The following is a 16,118-nucleotide window of genomic DNA, read 5'->3' as shown; positions in this document are numbered from 1 at the left end:
TCATTGTGGACCCCCGCGCGCCGGTCGGCACGGATCAGTGTTCGGCGATCCGTCCGTCCGCCACGCGCAGCCGCCGGTTCACGCTCACCGCGTCGAGCATCCGCCGGTCGTGGGTCACCAGCAGCAGCGTGCCCGGGTAGCTCGCCAGCGCCGACTCCAACTGCTCGATCGCGGTCAGGTCGAGGTGGTTCGTCGGCTCGTCGAGCACCAGCAGGTTGACGCCCCGGCCCTGGAGCAGGGCCAGCGCGGCCCGGGTCCGCTCGCCGGGGGACAGCGTCGCGGCCGGCCGCAGGACGTGGTCGGCGCGCAGCCCGAACTTCGCCAGCAGCGTCCGCACGTCCGCCGGTGCCAGATCGGGTACGGCGGCGCCGAACGCGTCGAGCAGCGGCTGGTCGCCGAGGAACAGTCCCCGGGCCTGGTCGACCTCGCCGACCACCACCCCCGGCCCGAGCGCGGCGTGCCCCTCGTCCAGCGGCAGCCGCCCCAGCAGCGCGGCGAGCAGGGTGCTCTTGCCGGAGCCGTTCGCCCCGGTGATCGCCACCCGGTCGGCCCAGTCGATCTGGAGGTCCACCGGCCCGAGCGTGAACCCGCCACGGCGTACCACAGCTTGCCGGAGCGAGGCCACGACGGCGCCGGCGCGGGGCGCGGCGGCGATCTCCATCCGCAGCTCCCACTCCTTGCGCGGCTCCTCGACCACCTCCAGCCGCTCGATCAGCCGGGCGGTCTGCTTGGCCTTCGCGGCCTGCTTCTCGGTCGACTCGGTGCGGAACTTGCGGCCGATCTTGTCGTTGTCGGTGGCCTTGCGGCGGGCGTTCTTGACGCCCTTCTCCATCCACGCCCGTTGGGTGCGGGCACGCGCCTCCAGGCCGGCCTTCGTGTCGGCGTACTCCTCGTACTCCTCGCGGGCGTGCCGGCGCGCCACCTCCCGCTCCTCCAGGTAGGCCGCGTAGCCGCCGCCGTAGTGCTTGACCTGCCGCTGGTGCAGGTCAAGCTCGACGATCCGGTTGACGGTGCGGGTGAGGAACTCCCGGTCGTGGCTGACCAGCACGGTCCCGGCGCGCAGGCCGGTGACGAAACGTTCCAGCCGGTCCAGCCCGGCCAGGTCGAGGTCGTTCGTGGGCTCGTCGAGCAGGAAGATGTCGTACCGGCTGAGCAGCAGCGACGCGAGCCCGGCGCGGGCCGCCTGCCCGCCGGACAGGCCGGTCATCGGGTGGTCCAGGCCGACGTCGAGACCCAGCTCGGCGGCGACCTGTTCGGCCCGCTCGTCAAGATCCGCGCCGCCGAGGTCGAGCCAGCGTTCCAAGGCGTTCGCGTACGCGTCGTCGGCGCCCGCCGCCCCGGCGGTGAGCGCCTCGGTGGCGGCGTCCAGCGCGGCCTGCGCGGCGCTCACCCCGGTCCGCCGGGCCAGGAAGTCGCGGACCGTCTCGCCGGGGCGGCGCTCCGGCTCCTGCGGCAGGTAGCCGACAGTCGCAGTGGGCGGGCTCAGCGCGACCGAGCCCTGCTCGCGGGGGGTAAGACCGGCGAGGGTACGCAGCAGCGTGGACTTGCCGGCGCCGTTCACCCCGACCAGGCCGACCACGTCGCCGGGTGCGACGACCAGGTCGAGGTCTTCGAAGAGGATGCGGTCACCGTGGCCGGCGGTGAGGTCCTTGGCGATCAACGTGGCGCTCATCAGGTGACCGAGCCTACCGGCGGGCGCATCCGGATTACCGTGACCCGCGCCCGCGCCGGCGCCGATCTGAGGGAGACTCACAGCCGTGGTGACCACACTGGCGATCGACTGTGGTGGCGGCGGGATCAAGGCCTCCGTGCTGGATGCCGCCGGGACCATGCGCGCCCGGCCGCTTCGCGTGCCCACGCCGTACCCCTTGCCGCCCGGCCTGTTCGTCAAGACGCTGCTGGATCTCGGCGCCCGCCTGCCCACGGCGGACCGGCTCACAGTCGGCATGCCCGGCATGATCCGGCACGGCGTCGTGGTGGCCACGCCCCACTACGTGACCCGCTCCGGGCCGCGCAGCCGCGTCGACCCGGACCTGGTGGCCGAGTGGTCCGGGTACGACGCGCGCACCGCGCTGGCCGAGGCGTTCGGCGTGCCCGCGCTGGTGCTGAACGACGCCGAGGTGCACGGCGCGGGCGTGGTCGCCGGGACCGGCTGCGAGCTGGTGCTGACGCTCGGCACCGGGCTTGGCAGCGCGTTGTTCGACGGCGGGGTGCTGGCGCCGCACCTGGAGCTGTCGCACGCGCCGGTGCGGTGGAACACCACCTACGACACGTACGTGGGGGAGCCGGAACGGCGGCGCCTGGGCGACGCGTTCTGGTCGCGGCGGATCCGGCAGGTGGTGGACGGCCTGCGGCCGGTGTTCCGCTGGGACCGGCTGTATCTCGGCGGCGGCAACTCCCGGCTGATCCGGCCCGAGCAGGTGGCCCGGATGGGCGACGACGTGGTGATCGTCCCGAACACTGCCGGAATCGTCGGTGGTGTCCGAGCCTGGGAGCTGATCGGCGGCCGGTACGACCCGACCGGCTGATCTTCGCCGGCAGGAACACTCGCGCTCGCGCCGGTGTTGTGCCAGCGTCGGACCTTAGGGCCTGGCGCGACACGAGGGGGAGGTGGGTCGAGTGGATCTTCTGGCGGAGTACCGGCGGGCGACCATGTTCTTCGAAGCGGGTGACCCGACCGGAGCGGCCCGGCTGCTCGAACCGATCATCGAGGCCGAGCCGGACAACTCCTCGGTCCGGCAGCTGCTGGCCCGCGCGTACTTCCAGTCGGCCCAGCTCAACCGGGCCGAGGAGCAGCTGCGCGAGCTGGTCGACCGGGACCCGAGCGACCACTACGCGCACCACGTGCTCGGCCGCACGCTGGAGCGGATGAACCGGCCAGCGGACGCGCTGCGGCACCTGCGCATCGCGGCCGCGATGTACTCGACGAACACCGACTACGCCACCGCGCTGCGGCGGGTGGAGGGCAAGGTCGGTCGTTGACCGATGACGCGGAAGGGCAGCCCGCCCGGGCTGCCCTTCCGCGTACCTAGGATGGGACCGTGAAGCTCAAGCTCGACCTCCACGACATCTACAACAAGGGCCACGACATCGACCGCGCGCTGCGCGGGATCATGGACGAGGCGGTCGCGAAGAAGGCCACGCTCGTGGAGATCATCCCGGGCAAGGGGTCGGGCGCGCTCAAGAAGAAGGTGCTGCGCTTCCTCGACCAGAAGGACGTGAAGCAGCTCTACCACCGGGTCGAGAAGGACTCGAAGAACTTCGGCCGGCTGTTCGTGCACTTCCGCTGGAAGTAGCGGCCGCATACCCCCCTGACCCGCACCGTGGGCCGTTCAGATGGGCCAGGAGCAGGATCATGCCGTTCCCGGCCGTCGTCGGGCTCCGGACGGTCGTCCTCCTCCTGGTCCTCGCTTCTCGGCCGCCATGATCGATGGCCGTTCCGGGGCTTCACGTTAAGGGATCATCCCCCGTATCTCACCGTGTGGTAGTAGGCGGCATAGGGTGAGTTCACATAGCAAGGGCAAAACGATCCCCTCTCGTCCTTCAGGATCGTGCCGCCTTTGGTCAGTGAGCTGTCCCAGGGCTGATAGCCGGAAGCACCCTTGATTCGCAGAGCTGCATTCGTGTTCGGATCGCTTGCCCCAAACGTGGAGCGGGGCATTTTGGTGCTGCGGCCAGTGCCGTTGTACAGCTCGTTTGAAGTCGACGCGGCCATCGAGTTCGGCAGGCCGCAGACCCGCTCTGCAAGCGAGTTGTAGTTGTAGTAGGCCCGCCAGCACCCGCTACCTTCAAACTCAACCCGATAGATCACTGATCCGCCCTTGGATAGCGGGCTCACCTGCCTGCAGCTTGTGCTTTGGCCTGGGAGTTTCCACTCGACATAGAGGCGGTACTCGTTGGTCGGCGTGGTCGGGCAGCCAAGAATTGTGCCGCTGTACCAACCGATCTGCAGCCACGCGTTCCAGACGGACCAATTCGACCCGGTGGACACCATCTGCACGAACCCGTTAACGTGATCAGTGTAGGTCGAGTAGAGCTGTGGATCTTCAGTCGGCGTGGTTATCTGGCCATTTACCCCAATCCACCCGTTGTAGGGCGTGGCGAATGCATAGCAGCCATGATCCTCTTCGGTAGATAAAGCCGTGAGGAGTTCTGCATGATGGTAGGGCCCGTCGCACACGCTGGCGGCACTTGCATCCTCGGGCAGGGGGTGGCTCGGGGCAGGTCCCGCTTCTAGGGCCTGAGCATTGCCATCGCTGGCCGAATAGGCAGATGCTGTGGAGGGGGTGGCGAAGCCGGGGCCGACTCCCAGAATTGTGACGGCAAGGAGAGCCAAGACCTTGTTTGGACGCACTCGAACTCCAATTCCGCTAGGAGGAGACCGAATCCTAGCCGAGTCGCCCCATCTCCGATGCCCCGGTCGTATCGCTGGCCCGCATGCAGCGCCGTCGATCAGTAAACGGTTCGGGTGGCGGGCGGCAACGTGCACCGATTCGCCTCCGCGCGTCGGGCTGCGCGGACTATGACACCAAGATCTGTCGACAGTCTGCGTACCAGGTCGGGAGGCGGGAAGCCCGCTTTGGTCGTCCTTGCCGATAGCCGAGATTAATGCCGCTGGAAGTAGTGGGGCACGCCAGTAGCGTGCCGTGACGTGGGCGAACTCGTCGAAGCAGTCGAGCTGCTGTGGCCGGTCGTCGGCCGCGATCTCGTGGCGATCACCGAGGCCTGGCACTGGTTCGGCGGTCGGCGTGGCGGTGACGGAGTGATGCCGGCAGCCGGCTCAGCCGGCCGTACCCCGCAGGTCGGTGACCAGCCGACGGTATTCGTCAGGCGTGCCGATGGTGGCCCGATGGTCCGGGTGGGCGACGTAGTGGTCGATCACGGATGCGAGGAAGCCGGGCTGGACGCCGTCGACGGGTATCGCGGGGCGGCCCACCAGGCCACGACGCCGTACCAGCGCCGGGTTCGCGATCGTCAACGGCAGCCGCAGGGTGGATTGCGTGTCGTTGCTCGGACCCTCGACGCGCGGCCCTGCCTCCCACGGGATCATCCTCGACCCGAGGAGTCCCATCGTGCGTACGCCGTCCGGGCTGAGCCGCACGCTGTGCCCGCGCCACGCCGTGGCTACCAGCAGCGCGATCAGCGCGAGCCAGAGCAGGCCGATGACGACCTCGGACGTGGTCGCGGTGCCCGCGTCCACGGAACGCAGGTATGAGCCGGCGGTTGCGGAGGACTGACCGAGGAGCCCCAGGGCGAGGAGGACCCGCCACGCCGGGACCGGTGAGGCGAAGGCCGCGTTTCGCGGCAACACCACCAGAGCGGCGGGCCGTGTCCCCATGCGGATGACTGCCAGGATCAGGAGGGTCAGCGCGAGGAGGAGAAGCGGGAGGGTCGACGCCCGCGCCACGTCCGGGGCGTAGCCCATGGCGGCGGCGTTCCCGGCCGCCACCAGCAGGCCCGCGAGTAGGAGGGGACGTCGGTGCCGCACCACGGCGGCCGAGATCGCGTCGATCACTTCCGCGACCCTACAACCGGGGTTCACCCCCGTTCGCTGCGCCGAGATGCGACGCCCTGGTCCGGGCGTCCGCCGAACATCCAGTTGTGCGACTCCACCTGGGCGTACCGGTCGGCCAGCACGGCGCGCGCCTCGTCCGGCCCGGCCGCCCGCACCAGCACCGCCGTACCGAGCCATGTCACGCCGTCGTCGGACAGCAGCGGCCCGTACGCGATCAGCTCGTCCTGTTGCTGCGGAAGCACCGGGCCGCCGCTCTGCTCCGGGCCGAGGCCGAGCACCAGGTAGCGGTTCCCACCGGTCCGGCCGCCGGGGAAGTCCCACATGCTGCGGCCCAGCATGTTGCGCCACCGACGCAGCATCACGTCCCGGTACGCGCCGGCCTGGTAGTTGGGCTCGTCGAAGGCGAACGCCCGGGCGGCGGCGGGGTCGGGCAGGCTCACGATGTGCACGCTGCCGGTGGGCGAGCCGTCATCGGCGAGGGTCGGTCCGCGCGCGATCATCTGCCCCGCGTACCGGTCCATGTAGGACCAGTGTTCCTCGACCAGTTCCTGACGCAGAGCTGCCGAGCCGAGCCGATCGCGGTGGTAGCAGAAGAACTCCATGCCCCGAGTCTCGCGGACGTGGCCCGCCGTCGATCAACGAACGTAGCCACGGGCTCGACTGCGCGTCTGTCACGGTGCTCGGCCTGGGCCCGATGGGTCGCGCGCTTGCCGGCGCCTTCCTGGACGCCGGAATCGCCACCACGGTCTGGAACCGCACGCCCGGCAGGGATCGCGAGTGGCGGTATCCGCACGCGGGATACCGCCACTCCGGCGAGGTGGAGTCGATCAATCGGCGGTCAGAGCGGGTACGTGCGCGCCACCGCCAGCATCTCCGAACTGTGCGAGCCGACCACGCCCACACCCTCCGGCCGAGGCCGGAAGCCGGGCACCCCGGACAGCCCGTCACTGGCGTCCATGGCCCGCACGTTCACCGGCCCGGCCGCCGGGGTCAACGTCAGCGTCACCTCGACACCCTCCGGCGGCGGGGCGTGGAACACGATTCCGAAGCCCCACTTCCCGCCGCCCGGCTCGACCGGCGCGTCCCGCCCGGCCACCGAGGCGGACCGCACGGTGGCGGTGGTGGTGTCGACGTGCAGCGTGAGCAGGCGTACCTGCCGTTGCGGCGTCACCCGCACGCGCAGCACCCGCTGGTCGCCCGAGCCGCTGTCGGAGAGCAGTTCGAGCTTCGGTGCGGGCAGGGGCGCGGCGTCGGCCGGTCCGGCGCGCATCTCGCCGTTGCCCAGCCCGGGGAAGTCGTCGGCGACCGAGATGCTCCGGTCGACGTAGCCGTCGGTCCAGGGCTGTGGCTTCTCCTCCCGGCTGAGCCACGCCGCCTTCCCGGTGCCCGCGTCCAGCGCGTACATCAGGTGGGTCGGCACGGGATGCGCGGCGTCGAAGCGGTCCACCGCCAGGCCGACCCCGGCGAGCACCACCGCCGCCAGCGCGGCGGCCGCGGCGGGCAGCGCGCCGAGCCGGCGCGCGCGCAGCGCGAGCAGGCCGCGCTGGCCGCCGGCCCGGGGGTGCAGCAGGTCCACCACCGGGAGTACGGCGAGGCCGAGCAGCACCGCGACGAGCGCGGCTACCGCGCCCATGCCCATGCCGAGCGCCGGGAACAGCAGCACCACCGGCGGCAGCAGGACCACCACCGCCACCGAGGCGGCGAGCGTCACCGCCACCACCGGCCACGGACCGTCACGCCGGGTGACGAGCGCCACGAGACCGGCGAGCGCGCCGGCCAGCGCCGGCACTGTCGTCAGGTACGCCCCACCGGGCACCGCCACGGCGAGCAGTACCCCGAACACACCGAGCCACGCCAGCCCGCCGAACGCCAGCGCGGCCGGGCCGACGCGGCGGCGCAGCAGCGCGTACCAGCAGAACAGCACAGCGGCGGCGAGCGCCACGACCGCGAGCCGGTACCAGACCGGGCGGTACGGGTCGAGCAGCTCGGCGTACCCGGGCCGGATCGTGGTGATCGCGGCCCAGAGCAGCCACGCGCCGAGCGGCGCCACGACGACCGGCACCAGGGCCAGGCCGAAGCCGGCGGCGAGCGTGCCGGCGGTGGCCCGGCCCCGGCGGCGCAGCAGCCAGCCGAGCGCGCCGACCGCGAGCAGCGCGACCACCGCGAGCGGAAGGGTCAGCCAGCCGGGGTAGCGGACCAGCGCGCCGAACACCGGGAAGTAGGTGGCGTCGTGCCCGGCGCGCAGGTCGCCCAGGTCGGTACGGCCGAACTCGCGGGCCAGGCCGAGCGCGTTGTCGCCGTGCATCTGGAGGCTGCCCCGGTCCACCCGGGTCGGCACGTCGAGCGGGGTGTGGTAGATCGCCCCGCCGTCGATGTAGGCGGAGTTGAGCCCGACGAACTTCCGGTCCAGGAACGCGGTGAAGTCGGTGTCGTTCGGCAGCGCCCGGTAGATCTCCACCGCGAACGAGGTGCCCACCGGGTGCGGCGCGGCCTTGCCGAAGATCTCGACCAGTTTCGCGTTGTCCCGGGACGTCTCGAACATGATCACCGGGCCGGTGGAGCCGCGCGCCTCCAGGTTGAGCACCACCCCGCCGTCGCGGGCGAGCGGGTGGTCGCCGGCGAACCCGGCGGCCCCACACAGGCACGCCTCCTCCGCGTCGGTGAGCACGAAGACGATGTCGTTGCGGGGTCGCGGCCCGGTGGTCAGCGCCCGTGCCACCTCCAGGATCGCTGCGGTGCCGGCCGCGTCGTCGTTGCCGCCCGGCCCGGTCTGCACCGAGTCGTAGTGCGAGACCAGGAAGACCTTCCCGGTCGGGTCGGTGCCGGGCAGCCGGGCCACCACGTTGCGGACCCGGGCCAGCGTCGCCCCGCCCGCCGCGCCGGACAACTGCCCGGCCTCGGGCGCGACCGCGTCCTGTACCTCGGTCTCCAGACCCAGCCCGCGCAGCGTCGCCACCAGGTGTTCGCGTACCCGGTCGTTGGCGGCGCTGCCCGCCACGTGCGGCTCGGCCGCGATCACCTGGACGTTCCGGTACGCCCGGGCGGCGCTGAACTCGCCCGCGGGCGCGTCCGCCGGACGCGGCGCCGGGGTGGCGAGACCGACCAGGACGCCCGCCCCGACGGCGAGCAGCGCGGCAAGGGCGGCCACGGCGGCGATCGGCCGGCGGCGGGGCCTGGTGAACGCGCGGTCGGCGGGGCGGGTGGGGGGTGCGCCCACGGGGACTCCTCGGGGTGGATCTACGGGGTGGGGATCATCCTGCACCCCCGAGGGCTGCGGCGGCAGTCCTCGGTCGGTGCGCTGCCGGTGCGACAACTGTTGCCGCGTAACATCGTGGGTCGACCGTGCCGCTGTGGAGGTGGACCGGTCACACGCTCCGCCGCGCCGGTGCCGGTCGCGTTGTGTGCGACTGTTGTCTGAGTCAGGATCAGCAGGGCATTCGGAAGGAGCCCGACATCACCAGCGAACTCCCGCGACTCGCGGCGGTGACCCGACCGGTCCGGGGGGCCGGTGCGTCGGGTGCCGCCTACGTGCCGTCGGCCGGGGCGGGGCTGCACGGCGGCGTACCGCCGGGCGAGCGGCTGCGGGTGCTGCTGGTCGAGGACGACGAGGGCGACGCCTTCCTGGTCGGCGAGCTGCTCGCCGAGACCAACTCGATGATCGACCTGCTGGTCGCCACGAGTCTCAGCGAGGCCCGGCAACGGGTGATGGGCGTGGACTGCGTCCTGCTCGACCTGGGTCTGCCGGACGCGCAGGGCCTGGACGGGCTGCGCCGGGTGCTGGAGATGGCGAGCGGCGCCGCGGTCTGCGTGCTGACCGGTCGGTCCGACGAGCACCTGGGCATCGTCGCGGTCGCCGAGGGGGCGCAGGACTACCTGGTCAAGGGCCAGGTCGACGGTGTCCTGCTGACCCGGGCCCTGCGGTACGCGGTGGAGCGCAAGCGGGCCGACGAGAACGCCCGCCGGCTGCGCGAGGTGGAGCTGCGCCAGGCCGAGTCCGCCCGCCTGGAGCGCGGCCTGCTGCCACAGCCGCTGATGACCACCGACGAGGTGTCGGTGCACACGTTCTACCGGCCCGGCCGGCACGCCGCGCTGATCGGCGGCGACTTCTACGACGTGGTGCAGACCCAGCCGGACCGCATCGACCTCATCGTCGGCGACGTGTGCGGGCACGGCGTGGACGAGGCCGCGCTCGGCGTCGAACTGCGCGTGGCCTGGCGGGCGCTGGTGCTGGCCGGGGTGCCGGACGACGAGGTGCTGCCCGCGCTGGAGCAGGTGCTGATGAGTGAGCGCCGACTCCAGGAGATCTTCGCGACGGTGGCCACCACCCGGCTCGACCTGGCGTCGGCGCGGGCCACCGTACGCCTCGCCGGTCACCCGCCGCCGCTGCTGCTCAGCGGCGGTAAGGTCGCGCCGGTGCCGGCCAAGGGCGGGCTGCTGCTGGGCGTACGCCCACGCCGCCCGATCGCCTTCGACCTGGAGTTCGACACCGACGACTGGTCCCTGCTGATGTACACGGACGGCCTGATCGAGGGCCGGGTGGACGGCGGGGACGAACGCCTCGACGTGCCGGGCCTGACCGGGCTGCTCGCCGACCCGGCGAACCGGGCGGTGCCGCTGGCCGAGCTGCCCGCCTGGCTGGTCGGGCGGGCCGAGCAGATAAACGGCGGCCCGCTCGCCGACGACGTGGCGATGCTGCTGGTCACGCGGGGCAGCGGACGGTGAGCGCGAGCGCGAAGGGCAACGGGGAGGAACCTGTGAAGGCGTACCAGCAGGGGTGGACCCTGCGGCGGCGGGTGGTCGCGCTCCTCGGCGTGGTGGTGGTGCTGCTGCTCGGGCTGGCCGCCGCCGAGGCGGCGGTCGCCGCGAAGAACCGCGAGAACATCGACGCGGTGCTGCTCAAGACCGGCCCGCTGCGCGTCCAGGCGCAGGAGCTGATGAGCGTGCTGCTCGACCAGGAGACCTCGGTGCGCGGGTACGCGGTGAACGGTGACCGCACCGATCTGGAGCCCTACCAGCAGGGCGTGCAGCGGGAGCAGAGCCTGGCCGCGTCGATCCGCGACCTCTCCGCCGACTATCCGGACGTGCGCCGGTCGCTGGACGTGGTGGAGCGGGAGACCGCGCAGTGGCGGGCCCAGGTGGCCGAGCCGGTGATCACCACTGTCGAGCGGGACGGCCCGGAGGCCGGCCAGGCGCTGATCACCGACGAGACCCGTCAGCAGTTCGACGGCATCCGGTCGGCGGTGAACACGCTCCAGGACGAGATCCTCACCGTCCGGGAGGAGACCGCCGACCGCGTCAACTCGACGAGCAACGCGCTGGTCGTGCTGCTGATCGTCGCCGCGCTGGTGGTGACCACGGCCGGCGTGGTCATGCTGCTCTCGCTGGACCGGATCCTGATCCGCCCCCTGGCCGCCCTGGTCAGCCAGGTACGCGAGGTGGCCGACGGCGACTACCGGCACCACATCGAGGGCTCCGGCCCGCCGGAGTTCCGCCGGCTGGCCGAGGACATCGACCAGATGCGCATGAAGATCGCCCGCGAGCTGGACGAGGTACGCGAGGCGCGGGAGCGCATCGAGTGGGTCAACAGCCAGTTGCAGAAGCAGGCCGAGGAGCTGACCCGCTCCAACCGTGACCTGGAGCAGTTCGCGTACGTCGCCTCGCACGACCTCCAGGAGCCGCTGCGCAAGGTGGCGAGCTTCTGCCAGCTTCTCCAGCGGCGCTACGCGGGGCAGCTCGACGAGCGGGCCGACCAGTACATCGCGTTCGCGGTGGACGGCGCGCAGCGGATGCAGCGGCTGATCAACGACCTGCTGGCGTTCTCCCGGATCGGCCGGTTGACCACCGGTTTCACCGAGGTCGACCTGAACAAGGTGATGGGCGACGTGGCGGGGCAGACCGAGGCGGCGTTGCAGTACGCCGACGCGGATCTGACCTGGGGCGAGATGCCGACCATTCGCGGCGAGGAGCCGCTGCTGACCAACCTGCTGGTCAACCTGGTCAGCAACTCGGTGAAGTTCCGCCGGCCCGACGTGCCGCCGAAGGTGCACGTGTCGGCGCGGCTGGTGGACGACGAGTGGGAGATCAGCTGCCGGGACAACGGCATCGGGATCGAGCCGGAGTTCGCCGACAAGATCTTCGTGATCTTCCAGCGGCTGCACTCGAAGGACGCGTACCCGGGCACCGGCATCGGGTTGGCCATCGTGAAGAAGATCGTGGAGTATCACGGCGGCCGGGTCTGGGTGGACACCGACGCCGGGGAGGGCACGACCATCCGGTTCACGCTGCCCGCGCTGGAGGCCGACATCGAGGCCGCCAAGGCGGCGGAGGCGGCAGCGGACGGGGACGCCGCGGACGGGGACGCGGCGGACGGTGCGGAGCCGGCCGAGGCGCCGGCCGCCGAGGGCACCGAGACCGACCCGGCGGGCGCCGGGCGGCAGCCGGACGGCGAGGCACGCGAAGAGTCGCCCGCGGAGGCGGACCGACACGGTACAAACGGTGGCATGAAGGAGACGGTGGGATGACCGCGCCCGCGGACGGCAAGAGCCCGATCGAGGTCCTGCTCGTCGAGGACGACCCCGGTGACGTGCTGATGACCCAGGAGGCGTTCGAGGAGCACAAGCTCCGCAACCGCCTCACCGTCGTCTCCGACGGCGCGGAGGCGCTTGCCTACCTGCGCCGCGAGGGTCAGTACGCGGACGCGGTGACGCCCGACCTGATCCTGCTCGACCTTAACCTGCCCCGGCGCGACGGCCGGGAGGTGCTCAAGGAGATCAAGAAGGACGCGCAGCTCTGCCGCATCCCGGTGGTGGTGCTCACCACCTCGCAGGCCGACGAGGACATCCTGCGCAGCTACCAGCTGCACGCCAACGCCTACGTGACCAAGCCGGTGGACTTCGAGCGCTTCATCTCGGTGGTCCGCCAGATCGACGAGTTCTTCGTCAGCGTGGTCAAGCTGCCGCCGCGTGGCTGACCCGCTGCTGGACGACGTCGGCGCGCTGCTCAAGGAGGCGGCGGCCAAGGTCGTCGTGCCCCTGTTCCGCCGGCTCGACGCGTCAGACATCTCCGAGAAGGCGCCCGGCGAGGTGGTCACCGTCGCCGACCGCGAGGCCGAGGTGCTGATCTCGGAGGGCCTGCGGCGGCTGCGTCCCGGGTCGGTGGTGGTCGGCGAGGAGGCCGTCGCCGAGGACCCGGATCTGCTGCGGCACGTGCGCGGCAGCGGCGACGTGTGGCTCGTCGACCCGGTCGACGGCACCTCCAACTTCGCCGCCGGCCGCCGCCCGTTCGCGTTGATGGCGGCGCTGCTCACCGACGGCGCACCGGTGGCCTCCTGGGTGTACGACCCGCTCGACGGCACGATGGCGGCGGCCCGGCTCGGTGCCGGCACCGAGCTGGACGGCGCGGCGCTGCGGTCGCCGGAGACCGAGCCGCAGGTGGGCGCGCTGCGCGGCACCGCGACGACGAGGTTCCTGCCGGCGGACTTCCGCCGCCGGGTGGAGGAGGGCGGGCGCCGCATCGGCGAGCTGCTGCCCGGCCAGCACTGCGCCGGCCGCGAATACCTGGACATCCTCACCGGCGCGCAGCAGTTCGTGCTGTTCTGGCGCACCCTGCCGTGGGACCACACGCCCGGTGCCCTGCTGGTGCGCGAGGCCGGTGGGGTGGCCCGCCGGTTCGACGGCACCGACTACCACCCGGCCGACGAGGGCCGGGGACTGCTGGTCGCGGCCAGCCCGGAGATCTGGGACGAGGTGAGCACCGCCCTGCTGGGCGGTTGAGCGGCGCTGCGCGACGAGCCCGGCACGCTGCGTCGACGTCTGGCGCCGTACGCCGTCGCCGGCCTGGCGTCTCGCGCGTGGTCCGGTATCGTGACCGGCGGTCTCCGCCAGCAGGCCGCCATCCGGCGCCGGCGGAGACGCCGCTCGGTGTGCGGGGGCCGGCGGTCGACGGAAGGACCATCACGTGCCCAGGACCAGCCCTACCGGCCGGCGCGTCCGGCGGTCGCTGCTCGCCGTGTTCGCCGCGGTGGCCGTGCTTCTCGGCTCCGGCGTGGCCGCCGGACCGGCCGCCGCCGTACCCAGCCCGAACGCCCCGAACGAGGGCGGCAGCAAGCAGCTGCGGGCGGCGCTGGAGGCGGCGGCGAAGGGTCACATCGAGGCCCAGAACAAGCTGGAGAACTCCAAGCGCCGGCAGAAGGCGCTCGCCGCCCAGCTCGCCGACGTCGAGACGCGTCTCGTCGGGCTCAGCGAGCAGGCCGGTGAGGTGGCCGCGCAGTCGTACCGGATGGGCCGGCTGACCGCGACGTCGATGCTGCTCGCCAGCGCCGACCCGAACGACTTCCTCAAGCGCGCGGCCGAGCTGGACGTGATGGCCCAGCGGGACAGCAAGCGGCTGCGGGAGCTGGCCGACGCGAAGGCGCAGGCGGCCGAGGCGAAGCTCGCCATCGACGCCGAGGTGCGGGAGCAGGCCAAGCAGGTCGCGGTGCAGGCCCGCAAGAAGAAGGACGCCGAGGTGGCGCTGGCGAAGGTCAGCTCCGGCAGCGGGTCCGGGTTCAACGGCACCTCCTCCTCGGCGAAGCCCGCGCCGCGCAGCTCGGACGGCTCGTGGCCGTCGGAGTCCTGCTCGGTGGACGACCCGACGCCCGCGTCCGGCTGCATCACCCCGCGCACGCTGCACATGCTCCAGCAGGCCAAGGCCGCCGGTTACAAGCGCTACGCCTCCTGCCACCGCAGCGGCGGCGGCGGCGAGCACCCCAAGGGCCGGGCCTGCGACTTCTCCGCCGCCAGCGGCGGGTTCGAGGACAAGACCGCCACCGGCGGCGACAAGGCGTACGGCGACAGCCTCGCCGCCTGGGCGAAGAACAACGCCAACCGGCTCGGCATCATGTACGTCATCTGGTACCGGCAGATCTGGATGCCGAACACCGGCTGGCGGGCGTACAGCGGCGGCGGCAGCCCGGCCGCGGACCACACAAACCATGTTCACATCTCGATGTACTGACCCGGCCCGCCAGGACCGCTGCGTACCATCGCCACGGTGAGCAGCACATCGTCCGACGTCATGGCGGAACCGGCGGCCGACGCCCCGGTTCCGCCCCGGGCCCTGCCCAACGGGCTCGCCGCGTTCCTCGTCTTCTTCTCCAGCGGTGCGGTGCTGGTGCTGGAGACCGTCTCGTTGCGCCTGGTCGGCCCGTACGTCGGGGTGACCCTCCAGGTGACCAGCTCGGTGATCGGCATGGCGCTCGCCGCGATCGCGTACGGAGCGTGGTTCGGCGGATGGCTCGCCGACCGGCGTGACCCGCGCACGCTGCTCGCCCCGGCGCTGGTGCTCGCCGGCATCGCCACCGCTGTCACGCTGCCGATCGTCAGGTACGCCGGTGAGGTGTTGCGCGGCGGCGCGGCGAGCGCGGTGCTCCTGCTGACCGCGCTGACGGTGGTGCTGCCGGCGGCGCTGCTGGCCGGTATCACCCCGCTCGTGGTGAAGCTTCAGCTCGCCGACCTGCGCCGCACCGGCCAGGTGGTGGGCAAGCTGTCCAGCATCGGCACGCTCGGCGGCATCACCGCCACGCTCGGCACCGGCTTCGTGCTGGTGGCCGCGCTGTCCAGCTCCGTCATCGTGCTCGGGCTCGCTGCCGCGCTCGGGGTGACCGGGCTGGCGCTCGGCGTCTGGCTGCGACGGCAGGCGGGCGCAGGCGGGCCGTCCACACCGAGCCGGGTCAAGGCCGCGCTGGCGTTGCTCGGCCTCGCCGCAGCCGGGCTGACCGCCGCGGCACCGAACCCGTGTGACGTGGAGACCGCGTACCACTGCGCCCGGGTCGAGGTGGACCCGTCGTGGCCGCAGGGGCGCACGCTCTACCTCAACTCGGCCGAGCACTCGTACGTCGACCTGGGTGAACCCACCCACCTGAAGTACGCGTACACGCAGTGGATCGGCCTGGTCGCGGACGTGGCGCGGCCGGCGAGGCAGCCGGTGGACGCGCTGCACCTCGGCGGCGGCGGCTTCACCGTGCCGAACTACCTGGCCGCGACCCGGCCCGGCACCGACAACCTGGTGTTCGAGCTGGACGGCGGGCTGGTCGAGCTGGACCGGCGGGAGCTGGGGCTGCGCACCGGCCCGCTGATGCGCGCCGAGGTGGGTGACGCGCGGGTGCTGCTGCGCGGCGAGCCGACCGACAGCCGCGACTTCATCGTCGGCGACGCGTTCGGGCACCTGGTGGTGCCGTGGCACCTGGCCACCCGGGAGATGGCCGCCGACATCCGGCGGGTGCTGCGCCCGGACGGGATCTACGTGCAGAACGTCATCGACTACCCGCCGGGCCGGTTCATCCGGGCCGAGCTGGCCACCGTGAAGGCCGAGTTCGCGCACGTCGCGCTGATCGCGCCACCGGGCGCGATCGACGGGGAGCAGGGCGCCAACTTCGTGATCGTCGCCTCGGACGCGCCGCTGCCGCTGGACGCGATCCCGCCCGGGCTGAAGCTGCTGCCGGAGCGGGCCGAGCTGATGAACGAGGCGCAGGTGACCGAGTGGGTGGGCGACGCGATGGTGCTCACCGACGACTACGCGCCGGTGGACCAGCTCCTCGCGACCGCCTGAACGGGTGACTTTCCTG

14 protein-coding genes are annotated in these 16,118 nt (G+C 72.2%); 9 read left to right on the top strand and 5 right to left on the bottom strand.

The genetic code is table 11. From position 1 onward, the window contains the following. Nucleotides 1-34: 34 nt before the first annotated feature. Nucleotides 35-1,672: an ABC-F family ATP-binding cassette domain-containing protein gene (locus tag AB0C17_RS18350; protein ID WP_357383393.1), complete on the bottom strand. Its 1,638-nt coding sequence runs from the start codon at nucleotides 1,670-1,672 to the stop codon at nucleotides 35-37. Between the two features lie 85 nt (nucleotides 1,673-1,757). On the opposite strand from AB0C17_RS18350, the gene AB0C17_RS18345 reads away from it, so the two are divergent. The 3 genes from AB0C17_RS18345 (at nucleotide 1,758) to AB0C17_RS18335 (ending at nucleotide 3,296) form a co-directional block, all read left to right on the top strand. Further along, nucleotides 1,758-2,528, top strand: coding sequence for an ROK family protein (locus AB0C17_RS18345; protein ID WP_357383395.1), 771 nt, complete (start codon nucleotides 1,758-1,760; stop codon nucleotides 2,526-2,528). 91 nt (nucleotides 2,529-2,619) lie between these two features. Continuing rightward, nucleotides 2,620-2,982: a tetratricopeptide repeat protein gene (locus AB0C17_RS18340; protein WP_357383397.1), complete on the top strand. Its 363-nt coding sequence runs from the start codon at nucleotides 2,620-2,622 to the stop codon at nucleotides 2,980-2,982. Nucleotides 2,983-3,041: 59 nt separating this feature from the next. Continuing rightward, a complete protein-coding gene (locus AB0C17_RS18335; RefSeq protein WP_013288724.1) occupies nucleotides 3,042-3,296 on the top strand; it encodes a Smr/MutS family protein in 255 nt (84 codons plus the stop codon). Nucleotides 3,297-3,460: 164 nt separating this feature from the next. Here the strand turns inward: AB0C17_RS18335 and AB0C17_RS18330 are convergent, their stop codons facing one another. The 4 genes from AB0C17_RS18330 to AB0C17_RS18315 all read right to left on the bottom strand — a co-directional run bounded on the left by AB0C17_RS18330 (nucleotide 3,461) and on the right by AB0C17_RS18315 (nucleotide 8,732). Then, complete coding sequence (locus tag AB0C17_RS18330) at nucleotides 3,461-4,354, bottom strand: hypothetical protein (protein ID WP_357469970.1); 894 nt, start codon at nucleotides 4,352-4,354, stop codon at nucleotides 3,461-3,463. A gap of 426 nt (nucleotides 4,355-4,780) precedes the next feature. Beyond that, nucleotides 4,781-5,515 carry a hypothetical protein gene (locus tag AB0C17_RS18325; protein ID WP_357383399.1) on the bottom strand — a complete coding sequence of 245 codons (735 nt, stop codon included), beginning with the start codon at nucleotides 5,513-5,515 and terminating at the stop codon, nucleotides 4,781-4,783. Between the two features lie 23 nt (nucleotides 5,516-5,538). Further along, a complete protein-coding gene (locus tag AB0C17_RS18320) occupies nucleotides 5,539-6,117 on the bottom strand; it encodes a YciI family protein (RefSeq protein ID WP_357383401.1) in 579 nt (192 codons plus the stop codon). 236 nt (nucleotides 6,118-6,353) lie between these two features. Then, nucleotides 6,354-8,732, bottom strand: a complete 2,379-nt coding sequence (locus tag AB0C17_RS18315; RefSeq protein WP_357383403.1) for a M28 family peptidase — start codon at nucleotides 8,730-8,732, stop codon at nucleotides 6,354-6,356. A gap of 266 nt (nucleotides 8,733-8,998) precedes the next feature. Here AB0C17_RS18315 and AB0C17_RS18310 point away from each other — a divergent pair, with 266 nt between their 5' ends. The 6 genes from AB0C17_RS18310 to AB0C17_RS18285 all read left to right on the top strand — a co-directional run bounded on the left by AB0C17_RS18310 (nucleotide 8,999) and on the right by AB0C17_RS18285 (nucleotide 16,102). Continuing rightward, nucleotides 8,999-10,237, top strand: a complete 1,239-nt coding sequence (locus AB0C17_RS18310) for a fused response regulator/phosphatase (protein ID WP_357383405.1) — start codon at nucleotides 8,999-9,001, stop codon at nucleotides 10,235-10,237. 32 nt (nucleotides 10,238-10,269) lie between these two features. Next, complete coding sequence (locus AB0C17_RS18305) at nucleotides 10,270-12,036, top strand: ATP-binding protein (protein WP_357383574.1); 1,767 nt, start codon at nucleotides 10,270-10,272, stop codon at nucleotides 12,034-12,036. Beyond that, nucleotides 12,033-12,485 carry a response regulator gene (locus tag AB0C17_RS18300; RefSeq protein WP_210896790.1) on the top strand — a complete coding sequence of 151 codons (453 nt, stop codon included), beginning with the start codon at nucleotides 12,033-12,035 and terminating at the stop codon, nucleotides 12,483-12,485. The genes AB0C17_RS18305 and AB0C17_RS18300 overlap by 4 nt, the downstream gene beginning before the upstream one ends. After that, nucleotides 12,478-13,287: an inositol monophosphatase family protein gene (locus tag AB0C17_RS18295; RefSeq protein ID WP_357383408.1), complete on the top strand. Its 810-nt coding sequence runs from the start codon at nucleotides 12,478-12,480 to the stop codon at nucleotides 13,285-13,287. The genes AB0C17_RS18300 and AB0C17_RS18295 overlap by 8 nt, the downstream gene beginning before the upstream one ends. A gap of 184 nt (nucleotides 13,288-13,471) precedes the next feature. Next, nucleotides 13,472-14,509, top strand: coding sequence for a hypothetical protein (locus tag AB0C17_RS18290; protein WP_357383410.1), 1,038 nt, complete (start codon nucleotides 13,472-13,474; stop codon nucleotides 14,507-14,509). A 60-nt stretch (nucleotides 14,510-14,569) separates the two neighbouring features. Beyond that, complete coding sequence (locus tag AB0C17_RS18285) at nucleotides 14,570-16,102, top strand: fused MFS/spermidine synthase (protein ID WP_357383577.1); 1,533 nt, start codon at nucleotides 14,570-14,572, stop codon at nucleotides 16,100-16,102. The last annotated feature ends 16 nt before the right edge of the window (nucleotides 16,103-16,118 follow it).

Source organism: Micromonospora sp. NPDC048887 (assembly GCF_040649715.1).
Taxonomy (GTDB): domain Bacteria; phylum Actinomycetota; class Actinomycetes; order Mycobacteriales; family Micromonosporaceae; genus Micromonospora.
Note: the sequence above shows the minus strand (reverse complement) of the source record. Positions and strands in the feature narration are given on the sequence as shown.

What these genes read in the sequence shown, in the direction of transcription:
- AB0C17_RS18350 (WP_357383393.1), bottom strand. Translation starts at nt 1,672, where the DNA reads ATGAGCGCCACGTTGATCGCCAAGGACCTCACCGCCGGCCACGGTGAC.
- AB0C17_RS18320 (WP_357383401.1), bottom strand. Translation starts at nt 6,117, where the DNA reads ATGGAGTTCTTCTGCTACCACCGCGATCGGCTCGGCTCGGCAGCTCTG.
- AB0C17_RS18300 (WP_210896790.1), top strand. Translation starts at nt 12,033, where the DNA reads ATGACCGCGCCCGCGGACGGCAAGAGCCCGATCGAGGTCCTGCTCGTC.
- AB0C17_RS18285 (WP_357383577.1), top strand. Translation starts at nt 14,570, where the DNA reads ATGGCGGAACCGGCGGCCGACGCCCCGGTTCCGCCCCGGGCCCTGCCC.